15 protein-coding genes and 1 pseudogene are annotated in these 15,139 nt (G+C 61.1%); 9 read left to right on the forward strand and 7 right to left on the reverse strand.

Annotation, left to right across the window (positions count from 1 at the left end):
* Window positions 1-107 precede the first annotated feature (107 nt).
* Both SB753_RS06150 and SB753_RS06155 read left to right on the forward strand, forming a co-directional pair.
* Window positions 108-1,118 (forward strand): LysR substrate-binding domain-containing protein, encoded by a 1,011-nt coding sequence (locus tag SB753_RS06150; RefSeq protein WP_310351833.1) that lies wholly within the window; start codon window positions 108-110, stop codon window positions 1,116-1,118.
* 21 nt (window positions 1,119-1,139) lie between these two features.
* Entirely contained in the window at window positions 1,140-1,706 is a 567-nt protein-coding gene (locus tag SB753_RS06155; RefSeq protein ID WP_410799503.1) for a GNAT family N-acetyltransferase, read from the forward strand.
* Window positions 1,707-1,748: 42 nt separating this feature from the next.
* On the opposite strand, the gene SB753_RS06160 is transcribed toward SB753_RS06155, so the two are convergent.
* The 5 genes from SB753_RS06160 to SB753_RS06180 all read right to left on the reverse strand — a co-directional run bounded on the left by SB753_RS06160 (window position 1,749) and on the right by SB753_RS06180 (window position 5,765).
* Window positions 1,749-2,042: a cupredoxin family copper-binding protein gene (locus SB753_RS06160; RefSeq protein ID WP_227471206.1), complete on the reverse strand. Its 294-nt coding sequence runs from the start codon at window positions 2,040-2,042 to the stop codon at window positions 1,749-1,751.
* An 84-nt stretch (window positions 2,043-2,126) separates the two neighbouring features.
* Complete coding sequence (locus SB753_RS06165; protein ID WP_020066831.1) at window positions 2,127-3,074, reverse strand: metallophosphoesterase family protein; 948 nt, start codon at window positions 3,072-3,074, stop codon at window positions 2,127-2,129.
* 294 nt (window positions 3,075-3,368) lie between these two features.
* Window positions 3,369-4,160 carry an anti-sigma factor family protein gene (locus SB753_RS06170; RefSeq protein WP_410799505.1) on the reverse strand — a complete coding sequence of 264 codons (792 nt, stop codon included), beginning with the start codon at window positions 4,158-4,160 and terminating at the stop codon, window positions 3,369-3,371.
* The gene (locus tag SB753_RS06175) at window positions 4,157-4,696 is read right to left on the reverse strand and encodes a sigma-70 family RNA polymerase sigma factor (protein ID WP_088174078.1); all 540 of its coding nucleotides are present in this window, start codon (window positions 4,694-4,696) and stop codon (window positions 4,157-4,159) included. Before SB753_RS06175 ends, SB753_RS06170 begins: the two co-directional genes overlap by 4 nt.
* Window positions 4,697-4,862: 166 nt before the next feature.
* Window positions 4,863-5,765, reverse strand: a complete 903-nt coding sequence (locus SB753_RS06180) for a LysR family transcriptional regulator (RefSeq protein WP_020066834.1) — start codon at window positions 5,763-5,765, stop codon at window positions 4,863-4,865.
* 93 nt (window positions 5,766-5,858) lie between these two features.
* On the opposite strand from SB753_RS06180, the gene SB753_RS06185 reads away from it, so the two are divergent.
* Both SB753_RS06185 and SB753_RS06190 read left to right on the forward strand, forming a co-directional pair.
* Window positions 5,859-7,121, forward strand: coding sequence for an MFS transporter (locus tag SB753_RS06185; RefSeq protein ID WP_410799507.1), 1,263 nt, complete (start codon window positions 5,859-5,861; stop codon window positions 7,119-7,121).
* A 30-nt stretch (window positions 7,122-7,151) separates the two neighbouring features.
* Window positions 7,152-8,033: an alpha/beta fold hydrolase gene (locus SB753_RS06190; RefSeq protein ID WP_410799508.1), complete on the forward strand. Its 882-nt coding sequence runs from the start codon at window positions 7,152-7,154 to the stop codon at window positions 8,031-8,033.
* A 144-nt stretch (window positions 8,034-8,177) separates the two neighbouring features.
* Here the strand turns inward: SB753_RS06190 and SB753_RS06195 are convergent, their stop codons facing one another.
* Window positions 8,178-8,633 (reverse strand): winged helix-turn-helix transcriptional regulator, encoded by a 456-nt coding sequence (locus SB753_RS06195; protein ID WP_131316283.1) that lies wholly within the window; start codon window positions 8,631-8,633, stop codon window positions 8,178-8,180.
* Window positions 8,634-8,798: 165 nt separating this feature from the next.
* Between SB753_RS06195 and SB753_RS06200 the strand changes: the two genes are divergently transcribed.
* The 3 genes and pseudogenes from SB753_RS06200 to SB753_RS06210 all read left to right on the forward strand — a co-directional run.
* Window positions 8,799-10,043: an MFS transporter gene (locus SB753_RS06200; protein WP_410799510.1), complete on the forward strand. Its 1,245-nt coding sequence runs from the start codon at window positions 8,799-8,801 to the stop codon at window positions 10,041-10,043.
* Window positions 10,044-10,249: 206 nt separating this feature from the next.
* Window positions 10,250-11,521 (forward strand): cardiolipin synthase, encoded by a 1,272-nt coding sequence (cls, locus tag SB753_RS06205; RefSeq protein ID WP_392394024.1) that lies wholly within the window; start codon window positions 10,250-10,252, stop codon window positions 11,519-11,521.
* Between the two features lie 54 nt (window positions 11,522-11,575).
* Window positions 11,576-12,145: pseudogene (locus SB753_RS06210) on the forward strand (NAD-dependent dehydratase); the annotation flags it as partial.
* A gap of 42 nt (window positions 12,146-12,187) precedes the next feature.
* On the opposite strand, the gene SB753_RS06215 reads toward SB753_RS06210, so the two are convergent.
* Window positions 12,188-12,973, reverse strand: coding sequence for an IclR family transcriptional regulator (locus SB753_RS06215; RefSeq protein WP_288826362.1), 786 nt, complete (start codon window positions 12,971-12,973; stop codon window positions 12,188-12,190).
* Window positions 12,974-13,229: 256 nt separating this feature from the next.
* On the opposite strand from SB753_RS06215, the gene SB753_RS06220 reads away from it, so the two are divergent.
* Complete coding sequence (locus tag SB753_RS06220) at window positions 13,230-14,606, forward strand: MFS transporter (RefSeq protein WP_204522002.1); 1,377 nt, start codon at window positions 13,230-13,232, stop codon at window positions 14,604-14,606.
* A gap of 73 nt (window positions 14,607-14,679) precedes the next feature.
* Window positions 14,680-15,135 carry a type II 3-dehydroquinate dehydratase gene (locus tag SB753_RS06225; RefSeq protein ID WP_020066843.1) on the forward strand — a complete coding sequence of 152 codons (456 nt, stop codon included), beginning with the start codon at window positions 14,680-14,682 and terminating at the stop codon, window positions 15,133-15,135.
* Window positions 15,136-15,139 lie beyond the last annotated feature (4 nt).

Here is a 15,139-nt window from a genome sequence, read left to right on the forward strand (position 1 = left end):
CATCGCGACAGCTGGCGCGTTTGGTTACAGAAGACCCTAGTCTAGGTTCGCGCAGAACGTGCCACAACTGACGTAAAATTGGGGTAGACGGGAGAAAAAGTCACCACATGGGCACTGAGAAACGCACAGAGAAACGAGAGAGAGAAGCGGAGATGTTGCCGCCATTGAATGCGTTACGGCACTTCGAGGCGGTCGCGCGCCTTGGGAGTTTCGCCGCCGCAGCGAACGACCTGCACGTCACGCATTGGGCAGTCGGCAAACAGATCCGGTTGCTGGAAGACTGGTTCGGCGTTCCGCTCTTTGAGCGCCGATCTCGCGGCGTCGTTCCTACCGACCAGGGCGCGGCTCTCCTTAACGATGTCGAAGGTGCGTTTGCACGTCTGAGCAGTTCGGTCACCCGCTTGCGCCACAAATCCACTACGCGTCGCATAGCGGGTGTTGTACGCGTGAATACGCTGGCGAGCTTCGCTTTGTGCTGGCTTATACCGCGGCTGGCAGATTTCCAGGCGCACTACCCGGACATTGAAGTTCGTCTCTCGACGACCTCACGCAAGTTGCGCTATGTCGGCGACGCCTTCGACGTCGGTGTGCGCTCAGGGCCCGAGGACGCAGCAGGCCTCACGTCAACAACGCTGATGCCCGATTTGCGTCTGCCTGCCTGCAGTCCAGCGGTGCTGAAAACCCATCCGATCAGGACGGTCGCCGATCTGCGAAATCACACGCTCCTTCACTCTACAAGCACTCGCACAGCCTGGTCCGACTGGTTACGGGACGCTGGCGCACCAGGCTTGCAGAGTGCGCGCCATCTCGACTTCGACCATGTTTTTCTCCAACTGGGCGCAGCCGCTGAAGGCCTGGGGGTAACGTTGGCGTCGCTGCCGCTCATCGAGCGCGAGATCGCAACAGGGCGCCTCGTGTGCCCCATCGCAGAGCCGGCAGGGCGCGGACCCGATTACACATTGGTCGTGAACAAGGACCGCGCGAACGATGACGCGGTCGTTGCGTTCAAGAAGTGGATCGTGACGGCGGCCACGCAGAATTCGGCAGAGCCGGGTACTAGTGAACGTGCGCGAAAGACTCGTCGCAGTAAGCCGCTCGCGGAGTCATCGCGACGTTAGTTGTGGCGATGGTTGTTGCACGTGACATCATCGTCAATCAATCAATCTGCGACAAAAGCAGCGACAAAAGGATCCGCCAAAATGCTCGTACGCCTACTTGGCACACAAGACGCCCCTTCGTTTCACTCGCTCCGTCTCTGCGGACTCAGAGAAGCACCCACGTGTTTCGCGTCGAGCTACGAAGAGGAAGTAGACCGCTCGGCTGAAGTCATCGAAGCTCAGCTGGCGACGCGCAACGGCCGCGGAGTATTCGGTGCTTTTGAAGGCTCGCGTCTAATAGGAATAGCTGGACTTGGACGCGAGAACCGGCGAAAACTCAACCACAAGGCTTTTGTGTGGGGCGTGTATGTCGCGCCCGACATGAGGGGCTTAGGCGTGAGCAAAAAGCTCGTCGCCGAGGTGCTTACCTTCGCGCGGTCTATCCCTGACATCACCCAGGTGAACCTGACCGTGAACGCAAACAACCCGGCGGCAATTCGCCTTTATACGTCGCTCGGCTTCGAGCAGTTCGGGCGGGAGCACAACTCCTTGATGGTCGACGGACACATGTACGACGAGGTACACATGTCACTTCATTTTGGCGGATGAACTCAGTGGTATTTCAGCGCCCGCCCTTCTAGCCGAACTGCTTCACTGCACAGTAATCGTCTCCTTCATATTCGGATGTATGCTGCAGAAGATCTTATAGACTCCAGGCTTATCGAACTTGAACTGGTAAGTGTCGTTCTGATCAAGCGCGGCCGAGCGGAAGAGACCCGCATCGTTGACGACCACGTGCGGTTCGCTATCAAGGTTTTTCCAGGTCACGGTCGCCCCGGCTTTGACCGTTAGCGACATCGGCGAGAACATAAAATCTTTGATGACCACAGCGTTGGGCTGCTGAGCTAGCACGACGGCGGACATAACGCACATTGCGATGAGCATCGCCACTCCAACACCGATAACAAAGGCGTAGCGAAAAGTAGTCGTTTGCATGATGAGGTCCTCGTTGATAGGCATGGTCTTCAGTCAGACGAGCGTCGTATCGGCGAGCGTGGCTCTCGCGGGATGCCTCATGATCTTGACGCTCGTTACGCCCAGCATCCGCGGGAGTTCCGCACTGGACACCGTAAGCGGCCCGGGACCCGGCCCGTTTCCAGCCGTTGGCTGCGGATAGGCTGTCGAGCGAGCGGTATGGAAAGTCACGTTGCCTTCCACCTTCGATACGATCTGATGGATATGGCCGTTTAGCACGGTTACCGAGCCGAAGCGCTTCAGGTAACTCATGGCCTGTCCCGCATCGCCAGTACCCCAACCCCACGGTTCGTAGATCGTCCACATCGGCATGTGCGCGAAGACAACGATCGGCGTGCTGGAAGAGCGGCCCTTGAGATCTTTCTCCAGCCACTCGAGCTGTTCATCGCCCAGATTTCCCAAACCATTAGCCTTGAAGTGCATGACGTTGACGAGACCGACGAAATGCACGCCACTGTGGTCGAAGCTGTAGTAACCCTTGTTATCCGACGCTTGACCGAAACGTTTGAAGTACTCTGCGCCGGGTCCATCGGTAACATCATGCTCGCCCGGCACGGTGTGCAGTTCGGTGATGCTGAGGCCCGACATCAGTTGCGCTGCGAGGTCGAACTCCTCGGGCTTCGAAAGATGCGTGATGTCACCGGTATGAATCGTCAGCGCCGGTTTAACGGGCATCGCGTTGACAAAGTCGATCGTTTGCTTGAGCGTGCCCGCGACGTCGGGATTCGCTTCCTTCTTGAAGCCGATATGAGAGTCGCTGATCTGCAGGAAGAGCGGGACGCCTCCCGAGCCTGCTGAAGCGTCTTTGGGTGTGGCCGCAAGGGCCAAATCCACCGGCGACAGAACACCGCCGGTTAATACGAACACGGTGCCCACGCCACCGAATGCGAGACATTTGAGTACGCCCCGGCGCGACGGATCGGATGGATGATCTGACGACATATTCACCTCACAATGGATATTGATGAGGCAGGCGGCTGGACCAGCCGGCTGCGTTCAGTGAGTAGACCGCAGTGGAATCCGATTTATTCCATGGTGGTCGCTGCGTTGCATTTCGATGCCACGGTTCAGCATGTCATTGCATAGCAGAGGCCGGCCGCAAACCAGACTGCTTAGCATGCCGAATTAATACAGACATGTTGACGCCGCGCACTCCGGAATGTTCACGACGACCGGCGTAACAGCGCAATGGCCGGGTTCCGATCGCGCCGCTGCAATGACATTTGCAGCGCTGCACTACGAAGCAGGATGCGCAAGCAGGGTCGTTACAAAACCGTTCAGTTCCGCTTGACCAGCGTCGGTGATCGCCCAGTAATTCATTCCCCCGATGCTCCAGTGGGCGACGTGATAACCCTTCTCCTCGTAGATGCGCGGCGGCGGAGCGCCTGCATCGTTACCTGGCCACACGTAAAGGTTCACTGGGTGCAACTTGTAGCGATACACCATTACCGCAACGGAGCGGCCGTTCAGATAGTCGAGCCGGCCACCGATCAGCGGATATCCCTGCTGCGCGAGGTCGACTACTGGCGGCGCAAAATCGAGTTTCCCGTCGAACCACGGTTTGACCGTATGCCGGTCCGTTGAGATCACGTCGGAAAGGTGGTTGACCTGCAATGAGCGAACATGACTGTCGACGAGTTCCTCCGTCAGGCGCGTCTCGCCGGAGGGCGCCGCAATGAACAGACTCGCGCCTGCCACCAGCGCGACAACGCTCAACGCCATCGCGCCAACCGGCGACCAACCCAGCGACTGGCCCGCGGACGGCGCGCTGAACCGCTCATGCAGCCGTTGCCAGAGCGTAGGCCGCCCCGGCAGCGCAGCCTTGATCCGTTTCACCAGCTCCGGAGGTGCATCCATGCGCAAATCGGCCTGCCGGAGTTGCGCGTTGACCTGACGATCCTGGTCGTAAATCTCTCGACATTCCTCGCAGGTCGCGAGGTGGCGTTCGAAATCAAGCGCCTCCGACAGGCTCAGTTCCTCGTCGATATAGCCCGGCAGCAGTTGCAACGCCTGTTCGTGATCCATCATGCCTCCTCATCCGTCGGTGCGAGCAGTAATGCGAGTTGCCGGCGCCCGCGCCCGAGGCGAGACATCACAGTGCCCATCGGAATGCCCACGATGGCCGCAATTTCCTTGTACGACAAATCTTCCAGTTCGCGCAGCACGATCACTTCGCGGTACTCCAGGCTCAGACTCTGCAATGCTTTGTGCACCCGTTTCCGGCTTTGACTGCGGATCAGCACAGTTTCCGGGCCATCGTCACGGTCAGCGGCGCCGGTTTCGAGGCTATGCATTTCTTCCTCGAACATCGTGGTGTCCGCCGTGTGACTTCGGTTCTGGAGATACCACGTGTAGAACGTGTTGCGCACGATGCTCAATAGCCACGCGCGCGCGTCGTCCCCGCGGAACCCGCCAAAGAACCTGAACGCGCGAAGGTACGCCTCCTGGACCACATCCTGTGCATCCTGGTCGTTATGCGTGAGCCAACGCGCAACGTTGAAGGCCGAATTCATATGAACTAACACGAGCTTCTCGAAGCGCTGCACGGTAATCGGATCGGCCATCTCTCGGAATCCCTGCTGTAACGGCAAAGTGTGACCGACCAACAGCAGACTGCCGGCGTGTCATTTTTATTCCCGAAGTGCAAAATCCATCTGGCGCTCGTACGAGACTAGCCTAATGGCCGCAAAAGGCAAAAGGCGCAACGCTGAATGCCCGACCGCCGCCTTACTATAAGGCGACGCTTTGCAGCCGCGCCGCCAGGAACTCCACGAACAGACGCGTGCGCGCGGGCAGATGCCGCGTGGGGAGCCATAGTGCCTGCAACGGCAGCGGCGACAGTTCGTAGTCGGTCAGGACTAGTTCCACCCGGCGCTGCTGCACCAGTTCACCGATCTGCCAGTATGCGGCCCGACCGATGCCGAGACCGCTCGCCACCGCGTCATTCAGCGCTGCCGTGCTGTTGCTTTCGAAGCGGCCGCGCACTTGCACCGACTCGTCCTCGCCGCGTTTGCTGCGGTAACGCCACAGCGAGGCGTCGGGTAGCGCCGAACGCACCACGCAATCGTGCTGCTTGAGATCTGCGGGCCGCAGCGGACGCCCGCGCGCTTCCAGATAGGCAGGCGACGCAAACGTCACGCGACGGATCGTACCCAGCCGCCGCGCAATCAGATTCGAGTCAGGCGTCTCACCGATGCGGATTGTGACGTCCGCACCGGTCGTCGCGGGGTCGTCGTACTCCTCGGAAAGATCCAGCGACGCCGTGAGTTCAGGATAACGCGCGAGAAACGCCGCCAGCAGCGGCGCGATATAGCGCGGACCGAACAGCGTCGGACCGCAGATGTGCAGACGCCCCGACACGGTCGTCGCGTAGTCGGCAAGTTCCGCGCGCGCCATTGCCAGATCGCCGAGCACCTGCTTGATGCGCGCGTAAAACTTCTCGCCTGCAGTGGTAAGCCGGCACTGACGGGTGGTACGCGCAACGAGCAGCGTGCCCGCCTCGCGCTCCAGCACCTGTAGCGAGCGGCTGACCGCCTGTAACGACTTGTCGAGCCTTCGTGCGGCGGCGGTCAGGTTGCCCTCTTCCGCGATCGCGACGAAGGTTTCGAGATCGCGTAACGATCCATTATCCATTTTTACGGGAGGAAGAGTCAGTTGGCAGCCTGATTATCTATCACGAATGTGCAGGTAGCATTCAGAACATGGTTTTTGCCGGAGCGCATGTCCATGTCAGCGAATGAACCGAATCCATCCGATGTCGCCGCGTCGGCACGCATTCCCATGCGACCTTATGCGATCGCCGTCGGCATTGCGGTACTGGGTCTGTACGCGTCGCAGGGATTGGTCAACGATCTCGCCACCTCGATAGGACTCGGTCCGTGGGCTAACCTTGTGACCATGCTTACGCTCGCCGGCTACTCCGCCGGGCTGCTGCTTCTGGTGCCGCTCGTCGATCTGTTGCCGAACCGCCGGCTCATCATTGCGACACTCGGCGCACAGGTGGTGTCGTTGGCTGTGGTCGCCGCCGCTCGCGAGCCGGTAGCGTTTCTGGTCGCGTCGTTCTTCGTCGGCTTGACGTCGAGCGCAATCCAGATGCTGGTGCCGGTAGTCGCCATGCAGGCGCCGGAGGCGGACCGCGGCCGGGTGGTCGGCGACGTGATGAGCGGGCTGATGCTCGGTGTGCTGCTGTCGCGGCCGGCAGCGAGTCTGATCGCCGGCGCGCTCGGCTGGCGCAGCTACTATGCGATCGACGCCGTCGCGCTCGCCGCGATGACCGCGTGGCTCTGGACGCATGTGCCGGAACGGCGTCCGGCGCACCGTAGCTCGTATGCGGCGCTGATTGGCTCGCTGCTAGGTCTGATCCGCGACGAGCCGGTGCTGCGACGCCGCGCGCTTTATCAAGGCTTGCTGATGGTGTCGTTCAACCTGTTCTGGACCAGCGTCGCACTGAAGCTCGCAAGCGCGCCGCTTCGGCTCGGCCACACCGGCATCGGCCTGTTCGCGCTGGCCGGCGCGGGCAGCACGATCATCGCGCCGGTTGCTGGCCGCCTCGGCGATCGAGGTTTCGACCGGCAAAGCACGATCGCCTTCCACACGGTCGTCGTGCTCGCGGCCGGCATCGCGCTAATTGGAGGCAGCGACCGCTTGTCTCCTGCCGCTTCGCTCACGCTGCTAGTCGTCGCTGCACTGCTGCTCGATCTCGGTGTGATCGGCGATCAGGCGCTGGGGCGCCGGGCGGTCAACCTGCTCAATCCGCATGTGCGCGGTCGAGTGAACGGTCTTTTCACTGGACTCTTTTTCGTCGGCAGCGCAGTCGGTGCGTTGCTCGCCGGACCGGCGTGGGCTCATGGACACTGGACAGGCGTGTGTGTCGCCGCCGCCCTGTTCGCGACGGCGGCCGCGGCGCTGCATGTTCTGCAGACACCTGCATCCGCGCAAGCCGCACCGCCTGCACAACCTGCACAACCTGCAAGCGAGCACCGGACGTGAAACTGCATTCCTGAACCGGAGGACCCCACCATGGACGCAACCCGCCGTACCTTCCGCTATCCGACCGTGAGCGTCGATGGCGTCGATATTTTCTATCGCGAGGCCGGCCCGGAAGATGCGCCGACTGTTCTGCTGCTGCATGGCTTTCCGTCATCGTCGCGAATGTACGAACCACTGATGCCGTTCCTCGCGCGCGAGTTTCATCTGGTCGCACCGGACTATCCGGGCTTCGGCAACAGCGAAGCGCCGTCGCCGGATCGCTACACGTACACGTTCGACAATCTCGCACGGTCCATAGAACAGTTCACCGACGCGCTAAAACTCGATCGTTATGTACTCTTTATGGCCGATTACGGTGGCCCGGTGGGATTCCGTCTTGCAATGGCGAGGCCCACGAAAGTGACCGGCATTGTGGTCCAGAACGCGGTCGCGCATGAGGAGGGACTCGGACCGTTGTGGGAAACGCGCAAAGCGTTCTGGAAAGACCGCGCTCAGCACGAAGAGCGCTTATGGCTCAATCTCGCGTCGCCCGACGCGTTGAAGCTGCGTCACGTGGGCACGAGCCCCGATCCGCAGCGCTACGATCCGGACAACTGGCACGAGGAGCAACACTTCCTGGCGCGCCCCGGACAGGCCGCGATCCAGACCGATCTCTTTTACGATTACCGCACGAATCTGGAATCCTATCCGCGCTGGCAGGCCTGGTTGCGCGAGCACCAGCCGCCGACGCTCGTGACGTGGGGCAAATACGATCCGTCGTTCACGGTGTCGGGCGCGCACGCTTACCAGCGCGACGTTCCTGACGCGGAAGTGCATGTGCTCGATGCGGGCCACTTCGCGCTCGAGGAGGCGAGTGATGAGATCGCCGCGCTGACGCTGGACTTTCTGCGGCGAGTGCATCGAACAGCGTGATGGTGACTTTACGAGAGGGTGCAGCGGTGTCGCGGCTCGACGTGTTGAGCATTTTTTTCGCTACCTGTACATGTCGAATTCATTTCGCGTCAGTGAGGCACCCTGCGCAACTATCGTCGCCGCACCCATCGGTATAGTCAGTTGCTAGCCCCGCGCCGCGACTTTCTTCACGAAGGTATCAGCCGGCGCCAGCGCGCCCCCATCCGCGCTGCGTAGTGCCACCTTAGGCACCGGCCTTCCGCTTGCACGGTCGATCAACTGCGAGCGCTTTTCGCCGCGTCCGAACAGGTTGCCTTCGCCCCACTGACGCAACGTGACGATTACCGGAAAGAGCGCTTCGCCCTTCGGCGTCAGGATGTACTCCTGATAGGCGGAGCCGTCCGACGCGGCGACCACTTCGAGCACCCCCGCTTCGACGAGGCGCCGCAGCCGGTCGGTCAGTATGTTGCGCGCAATGTCCAGGCTCTCCTGGAATTGCCCGAAACGGCGCACGCCGTCGAACGCGTCACGCACGATCAGCAGCGCCCACCGGTCTCCGACGATATCAATCGCTCGTGCGACCGGGCACGACGAATCCGCAAGACTCTTACGCGCAGCCATCTGCAACACCTCCTGTTGACCAAGTCATTGTCGTTCAGCACGCGCGCAACACGAAGAGATGAAAACTTCGTCACGCCCGAACCAGTTGCATTTTAAAACAAGCGTGAATACACTTCACTAAGTTTCATTTTGCAACTAGGTTTCAGTTTGCGTAAAGGACGATAAATGGATTCCGGATGCACACAATGCGTTGTGACGGACCGGCTTAGGTCACGCGAGGTTCATGCGGAGCACGCCGTAACGCCAGCGCTGGTTCTACTTCTCGCAATGTGTTGCGCGATGAGCGTCGCCAATGTCTATTACGCGCAACCGCTGCTCGACGCGATTGCCGCGGACTTCGGCATCCAGCAGGCAGCGGTCGGCGGGGTGATCACGGCAACCCAGCTAGGTTGCGCGATGGCCTTGCTGCTGCTCGTCCCGCTCGGCGATCTCGTGAACCGGAAACGCCTGATCGGTGCGCAACTGATACTGCTCGCCGCCGCATTGACCATGACCGGAATCGCGGGCTCGCCGCTCATGCTGATGATCGGCATGGTCGGCGTCGGAATGCTGGGTACGGCCATGACGCAAGGACTCATTGCATACGCAGCGGCGCTGGCGCACGAATCGGAGCGCGGCCGTGTGGTCGGCGCGGCTCAAAGCGGTGTGGTAATCGGGCTGCTGATAGCTCGGTGCTTCGCGGGCCTCATTACCGATCTGCTCAGCTGGCGGTCGGTCTATCTGATATCGGGGCTGCTGACAATCGTCATGCTGATCGCGCTGCGGATCGCACTGCCCGCGCCGCGCGTGAACCCCGTCAAAATGAGCTACGCAGAATTGCTACGTTCGATGCTTACCCTGCTTGCGTCGGAACGCGTTTTACAGGTTCGAGGCACGATCGGCCTCCTCATGTTCGCGGCATTCAGCAGCTTCTGGAGCGCTCTTGTCTTACCGCTGAGCGCCCCACCGTTTGCGATGTCGCATACGCAGATCGGCGCCTTCGGGCTGGTTGGCGCAATCGGGGCGTTGGCGGCAGCCAGAGCCGGGCGCCTTGCCGATCGCGGCCTTGGACAATGGACTACCGGCGCGGCGCTCGTGTGCCTGCTCGTGTCGTGGATACCTATCGGCTTCATGCAACACAGCATGGTCGCGTTGATCGCTGGCATTGTGCTGCTCGACATGGGTGGCCAGGCGGTCCACGTCATCAACCAGAGCATGATCTTCCGGCTTCGGCCTGAAGCACAAAGTCGCCTGGTCGGTTGCTACATGCTCTTTTATTCAGCGGGAAGCGGTCTGGGCGCGGCAACTTCTACCTACGTATTTGCGCGCACGGGTTGGGCCGGCGTCTGCGCACTGGGCTTTGCGTTCAGCATGGCCGCGTTCGTGCTGTGGGCTGTCACGCTGGTTCTCGCGAAGGTTGCGTCTCGCTAGATAGTTGGGCTTTCGTTTTGCAACCGGTCGCTGCTCGGCCAAATTTACCCGGCGTTGAGCGCCGACATGTTCACCACTATCGGCCAGATCCGGTGAACGGTGCGAGCAAAGGCGACGCAACATGCGTGCGCTTGCCGACCCATGCGCTGTTCAAAACGCCCGTACACTTATGGTTCCGGACGGACGTCCGCTACGGGAGGCTGCGCATGCCGACGATTGCCCTGATCATCCTGACGGTCGCCGTAACGCTCGCCATCGTGCTCGTCATCGCGAACCTGACGAGCGGCGAGAAGAAGATCGAGCACAAGATTGAAAGGCTTTACCCGAGCAACGATCCTCAGTTCACCCGCTCGATGGGGCTGCTGCTCGGGCCGCCCGTTGTCGGGGGCAATCAATTTCAGGTGCTCGTGAACGGCGACGAGATCTTTCCGTCGATGATGGAAGGCATACGCTCGGCGCAGCACACCATCACATTCGAAACCTTCATTTACTGGTCTGGCGCGATCGGCGAAAAGGTTGCGCATGCATTGTCCGAGAAGGCGCGTGCGGGCGTCGCGGTGCATGTGCTGCTCGACTGGGTCGGCTCGTCGAAGATGGATAAGCGCTATCTGGAGATGTTGCGAGAGTCGGGGGCGGAAGTCATCCAGTATCACAAGCCGCACTGGACAGGCCTCGGCCGCATGAACGATCGCACGCACCGCAAGCTGCTCGTGATCGACGGACGCATCGGCTATACGGGCGGCGTGGGTATCGCCGACGAATGGACCGGTCACGCGCAGGACGAGAAGCACTGGCGCGACACGCACTTTCGCGTCGCGGGCCCGGCGGTCGGACAGATGCAGGCTGTGTTCATGGACAACTGGGTCAAGGCAACCGGAAATGTACTGCACGGCTCGCCATACTTTCCGGAGATCGACACTGCCGGTGACGGCCTTGCGCATATGTTCAGCAGCTCGCCCTCGGGCGGCAGCGACGACATGCAGCTGATGTACCTCATGGCGATCACCGCCGCGACGCATTCCATCCACCTCTCGAGCGCCTACTTTGTGCCCGACAAGCTGACGATCAACGCCATCGTCGAGGCCGCGAAGCGCGGCGTGAGGGTGCGTGTCATCACGCCGGGCAAGCATATCGACACGCGCACGGTGCGCGAGGCATCGCGTGCTTGCTGGGGCGACCTGCTGGCGGCAGGCGTCGAAATGTATGAGTACCAGCCGACCATGTACCACTGCAAGGTGATTGTCGTAGACGAGTATCTGGTGTCGGTCGGCTCGACCAACTTCGACAGCCGCTCGTTCAAACTCAACGACGAGGCCAATCTCAACATCTACGATCGCGATTTCGCGCGCCAGCAGACGGCGATTTTCGACGACGACGTCGCTCGCGCGAAACGCATTACGCTCGAAGACTGGCGCCGTCGTCCGCTCGCCGAGAAACTGCTGGAACGCACAGTGGCGCTGCTCGATCCGCAGCTTTGACGATTGGATCGGCACGCCTCGCTTGCTTTACTTCAATCAGCGGGCAACGGTATTCGTCCGCACACGATCATTGGCTTCGCGATCGGCAACGCGATGAACATGGGCATGACGCTCGCCGTCTATGCAACGCTGTGCAAACACACGGGTCAGCCGTTTGTTTTCCCGGGCTCCGCCGCGCAATGGGAAAGTCTCACCGACATGACCGACGCCCGCCTTCTCGCACGGCATCTGGAATGGGCCGCCACCTCGCCGAATGCGAGCAATGAAGACTTCAACGTGGTCAACGGCGACGTGTTTCGCTGGAAATGGCTGTGGCCGCGACTGGCGGAATACTTCGGCGTGGAAGCGGCACCGTTCGACGGCGTCGTGCGTCCGCTCGAAAATCGCATGCAGGATGCGGGCAAGCAATGGGCCGACATTGCCGCACAGTTCGATCTGCGCGAAAGCGATATCGGCAAGCTCGCGTCGTGGTGGCACACGGACGCGGATCTGGGGCGTCCCATGGAAGTACTCACCGATATGACGAAGAGCCGCAAGGCTGGATTTCTCGATTATCAGAGCACGCCCGACGCATTCTTCGAACTGTTCGACCGGCTCAAAGACGAGCGGCTCATTCCGCGTTGACCCGAAGCGCGACAGCCGGCCGCGCCGGTCACGTCAGTTACGTCAGTTACGTCCGCGATCGAATAGCGGCGATGCGTGGCTCGCGGCAGCCAGTTCGGCGGCTGCTGCGAGCAGCGTCGGGCCGAGGCTCGCCATGCGCTTCTCGTTGAGCCGCACGAGCGGTCCCGCTATGCTGATCACGCCGATGGCGGGATAACCGCGTCGCAGGACGGGAGCGGCCATTGCCGTCATGCCGGGCGCAAACACTTCGTTAATGGTTGCATAGCCGCGCTCGCGCGCCGCGTGAACGAATTTCAACAAGCCGGCAATGGTCGTCGGCGCGTTCGGGCCGTACTGCTTGGGCTGCCCGAAGCCTTGCCGCGAGACGAGTTCCAGCGCTCGCTCGTCGGTCATCGTCATCATCCATGCGTGGCCGGTGGCGCTGCACGACAGGATCGTGTCCATGCCCATGTCGGGGTCGTAGCGCAGGCCCTTCAATGCGCCTTGCGACTTGGCGACCCACGTCAGTCTGTCGCCGTCGACTATTGCAAGCCGTACCAGTTCGCCCGATTTTTCGGCGAGGCGATCCAGTACGGTCTGTGCAATATCCACGATCCCCGAGGTCGCGAGATACCCCAACCCCAAGCCGACGAGCTTGGTTGTCAGCACATAGTCGCCGTGCTCGCGCAACTGCCGCACATAGCCGCAATTCTTCAAATCGACGAGCAGGCGGTGACACGCGCTGCGCGGAATATCGAGCTCGTCAGCAATCAATGCGAGCGGCGTGCCTTCCATCTGCGTGGCTAGAAATTCGAGGACCGCCATGGTGCGTTCTGTGACGCCGGGCATATCTGTCTCCGGAAATCCGCGTGCCTCAGCGGAGCGCGGTGAAGCCGAATGGTTGCACGATATGAAACGAAATTCCACCCTGGAATAGCGTCCCACCTACTAATGCTAACCTTGGTTCACGAGATTCCCAACGCCCCCAGGAGTCCCGGCAAACAGCAATTTATAAAGCGCGAGAGCAGCGGACGGCGGCGACCGTCGGCACTTCCGCCATATTCCGCACGGCACGTTTTGCACGGCGGCAGGTCAAGGAGACAACATGGCACATGACGCACAACACAGCACATCTGCGGCGATGCGCACGCGCGCGGTGACCGCCGCCGCAGTCGGCACCGCACTGGAGTGGTTCGATTTCACGCTCTACGGCGCATTGGCCGCGACGGTACTACCCAAACTGTTTTTCCCGTCCATGGACTCCACCTCCGCTTTGCTGGCTTCGCTGGCAACGTTCGGCGTGGGTCTCGCCGCGCGTCCGCTCGGCGCGATCATCTGCGGACACCTTGGCGACAAGCTCGGGCGCCGCAACCTGATGCTCGGCACGGTCACGGTGATGGGTCTCGCTTCGATGATGATGGGCTTGCTGCCCACCTATGCCAGCATCGGCGTATGGGCGCCGATTCTCCTCGTCGTACTGCGCATTCTGCAGGGCTTCGCGCTGGGTGGAGAATCGACGGGCGCGCAGTTGATGGCGATCGAACACGCCAGTGCGGATCGCCGCGGCAAGTATTCCGGCCTGCTGGGCTTGTGCTCGCCGCTCAGTCAGATCATGGCGAACGGCGTGCTGCTATTGCTCGCATCCACGATGTCGGCAAGCGCGTTCGACTCGTACGGCTGGCGCATACCGTTTGTGCTGAGCTTCGTGCTGGTGATCGTCGGTGTATATATCCGCCTGAAGGTCAGCGAGACGCCGGCTTTCGTCGAGTTGCGCAAAACGGAGGTCGTGCACGTGAGCAGTCCGCTGCGAGACGCGCTGCGTCTGCACTGGCGAACCGTTCTGCGCTGGATGCTGTTCTTCTGCGGACCGGCCGCGATCTTCTATCTGATCGTCGTGTTCTCGCTCAGCTACATCACCAAGACGCTTGCCATCCCGAAGCAAACCGGCTTTCTGCTGTTGATGGGCGCGAACGTCTGCGCGATTGTCGGAGCGCTGGCCGGCGGCATGCTGAGCGACCGGATCGGCCGCCGCAAGGCGCTCGCTATTGGTTCCACGGCAACGCTGCTGATGCTGTTCGTCTACTTCCAGATTCTCGACACGAAGAGCTTCGTGCCGATGCTTGCGGCCATGGGCTTTTTCCTGGGCTTCACTCAGTTCCAGAGCGGCATTCAACCCGTCGCATTCGCGGAAGCCTTCCCGACTAACGTGCGCTATTCCGGTTCGGCCCTCGCCTATACCGGCGCGAATCTCATCGCAGGGGGGCCGATGCCCGTGCTCGCGGTGTGGCTGTTCTCGGTCTGCCACGGGTCGCCGTGGGGCGTCGTGGCCGTGTGCGTCGCCTTCAACGTCATTTCACTGATCGCGATCCTGACGGCGCGCGAAACGCTAGGCATCGACATGAATCGCACGGATTCCACTTCCGCAGTGACGGGCGATGCGGGCTATGTATCGGCCGGCATCGGCAACGGGCGCCACACTTGAGACTTGTCCCGCCTTCGCGTCTTCTTGTCACGCATTACGCAACTTCCGCATTTATGAAACAGGCAAACCGATAATGACCGACCTCGTCTATGTGCTGAACGGCTCGAACCTGAACATGCTTGGCAAGCGCGAGCCGCATCTCTACGGAGCGACCACGCTTGCGCAGATACAGCAGCGGGTCGAGGCGCTCGCTGAGCAACTGTCGCTGACATGTGACTTCCGCCAGACCAATAGCGAAGCGACGCTCGTCGACTGGTTGCAGGAGGCGTTCGAGCGCAACGCTGCAGTCATCATCAACCCGGCGGGCTTCTCGTTTGCGTCGGTGCCTGTCTTCGACGCCGTCAAACTCATCCAGCAACCGTTGATCGAGCTGCACATCACCAACATCCATAAACGCGACGAGACGTATCGGCACTCGCTGATTTCGCGTGCAGCGACGGGGGTGATTTGCGGTCTCGGCGCAAATGGTTACGTGGTTGCATTGCAGGCGATGGCAATGGCGCTCGGGAAAACACCGGCATTCGACTAGCGCG

It is taken from the genome of Paraburkholderia sp. SIMBA_053 (assembly GCF_046534895.1).
Taxonomy (GTDB): Bacteria; Pseudomonadota; Gammaproteobacteria; order Burkholderiales; family Burkholderiaceae; genus Paraburkholderia; species Paraburkholderia caledonica.

Bases quoted from the DNA above. Each gene is read 5' to 3' on its own strand.
- SB753_RS06160 (WP_227471206.1), bottom strand. From the start codon at position 2,042: ATGCTCATCGCAATGTGCGTTATGTCCGCCGTCGTGCTAGCTCAGCAG.
- SB753_RS06180 (WP_020066834.1), bottom strand. From the start codon at position 5,765: ATGGATAATGGATCGTTACGCGATCTCGAAACCTTCGTCGCGATCGCG.
- SB753_RS06215 (WP_288826362.1), bottom strand. From the start codon at position 12,973: ATGCCCGGCGTCACAGAACGCACCATGGCGGTCCTCGAATTTCTAGCC.
- SB753_RS06175 (WP_088174078.1), bottom strand. From the start codon at position 4,696: ATGGCCGATCCGATTACCGTGCAGCGCTTCGAGAAGCTCGTGTTAGTT.
- SB753_RS06195 (WP_131316283.1), bottom strand. From the start codon at position 8,633: ATGGCTGCGCGTAAGAGTCTTGCGGATTCGTCGTGCCCGGTCGCACGA.
- SB753_RS06150 (WP_310351833.1), top strand. From the start codon at position 108: ATGGGCACTGAGAAACGCACAGAGAAACGAGAGAGAGAAGCGGAGATG.
- SB753_RS06225 (WP_020066843.1), top strand. From the start codon at position 14,680: ATGACCGACCTCGTCTATGTGCTGAACGGCTCGAACCTGAACATGCTT.
- SB753_RS06190 (WP_410799508.1), top strand. From the start codon at position 7,152: ATGGACGCAACCCGCCGTACCTTCCGCTATCCGACCGTGAGCGTCGAT.
- SB753_RS06220 (WP_204522002.1), top strand. From the start codon at position 13,230: ATGGCACATGACGCACAACACAGCACATCTGCGGCGATGCGCACGCGC.
- cls (WP_392394024.1), top strand. From the start codon at position 10,250: ATGCCGACGATTGCCCTGATCATCCTGACGGTCGCCGTAACGCTCGCC.
- SB753_RS06185 (WP_410799507.1), top strand. From the start codon at position 5,859: ATGTCAGCGAATGAACCGAATCCATCCGATGTCGCCGCGTCGGCACGC.
- SB753_RS06200 (WP_410799510.1), top strand. From the start codon at position 8,799: ATGGATTCCGGATGCACACAATGCGTTGTGACGGACCGGCTTAGGTCA.
- SB753_RS06170 (WP_410799505.1), bottom strand. From the start codon at position 4,160: ATGATGGATCACGAACAGGCGTTGCAACTGCTGCCGGGCTATATCGAC.
- SB753_RS06165 (WP_020066831.1), bottom strand. From the start codon at position 3,074: ATGTCGTCAGATCATCCATCCGATCCGTCGCGCCGGGGCGTACTCAAA.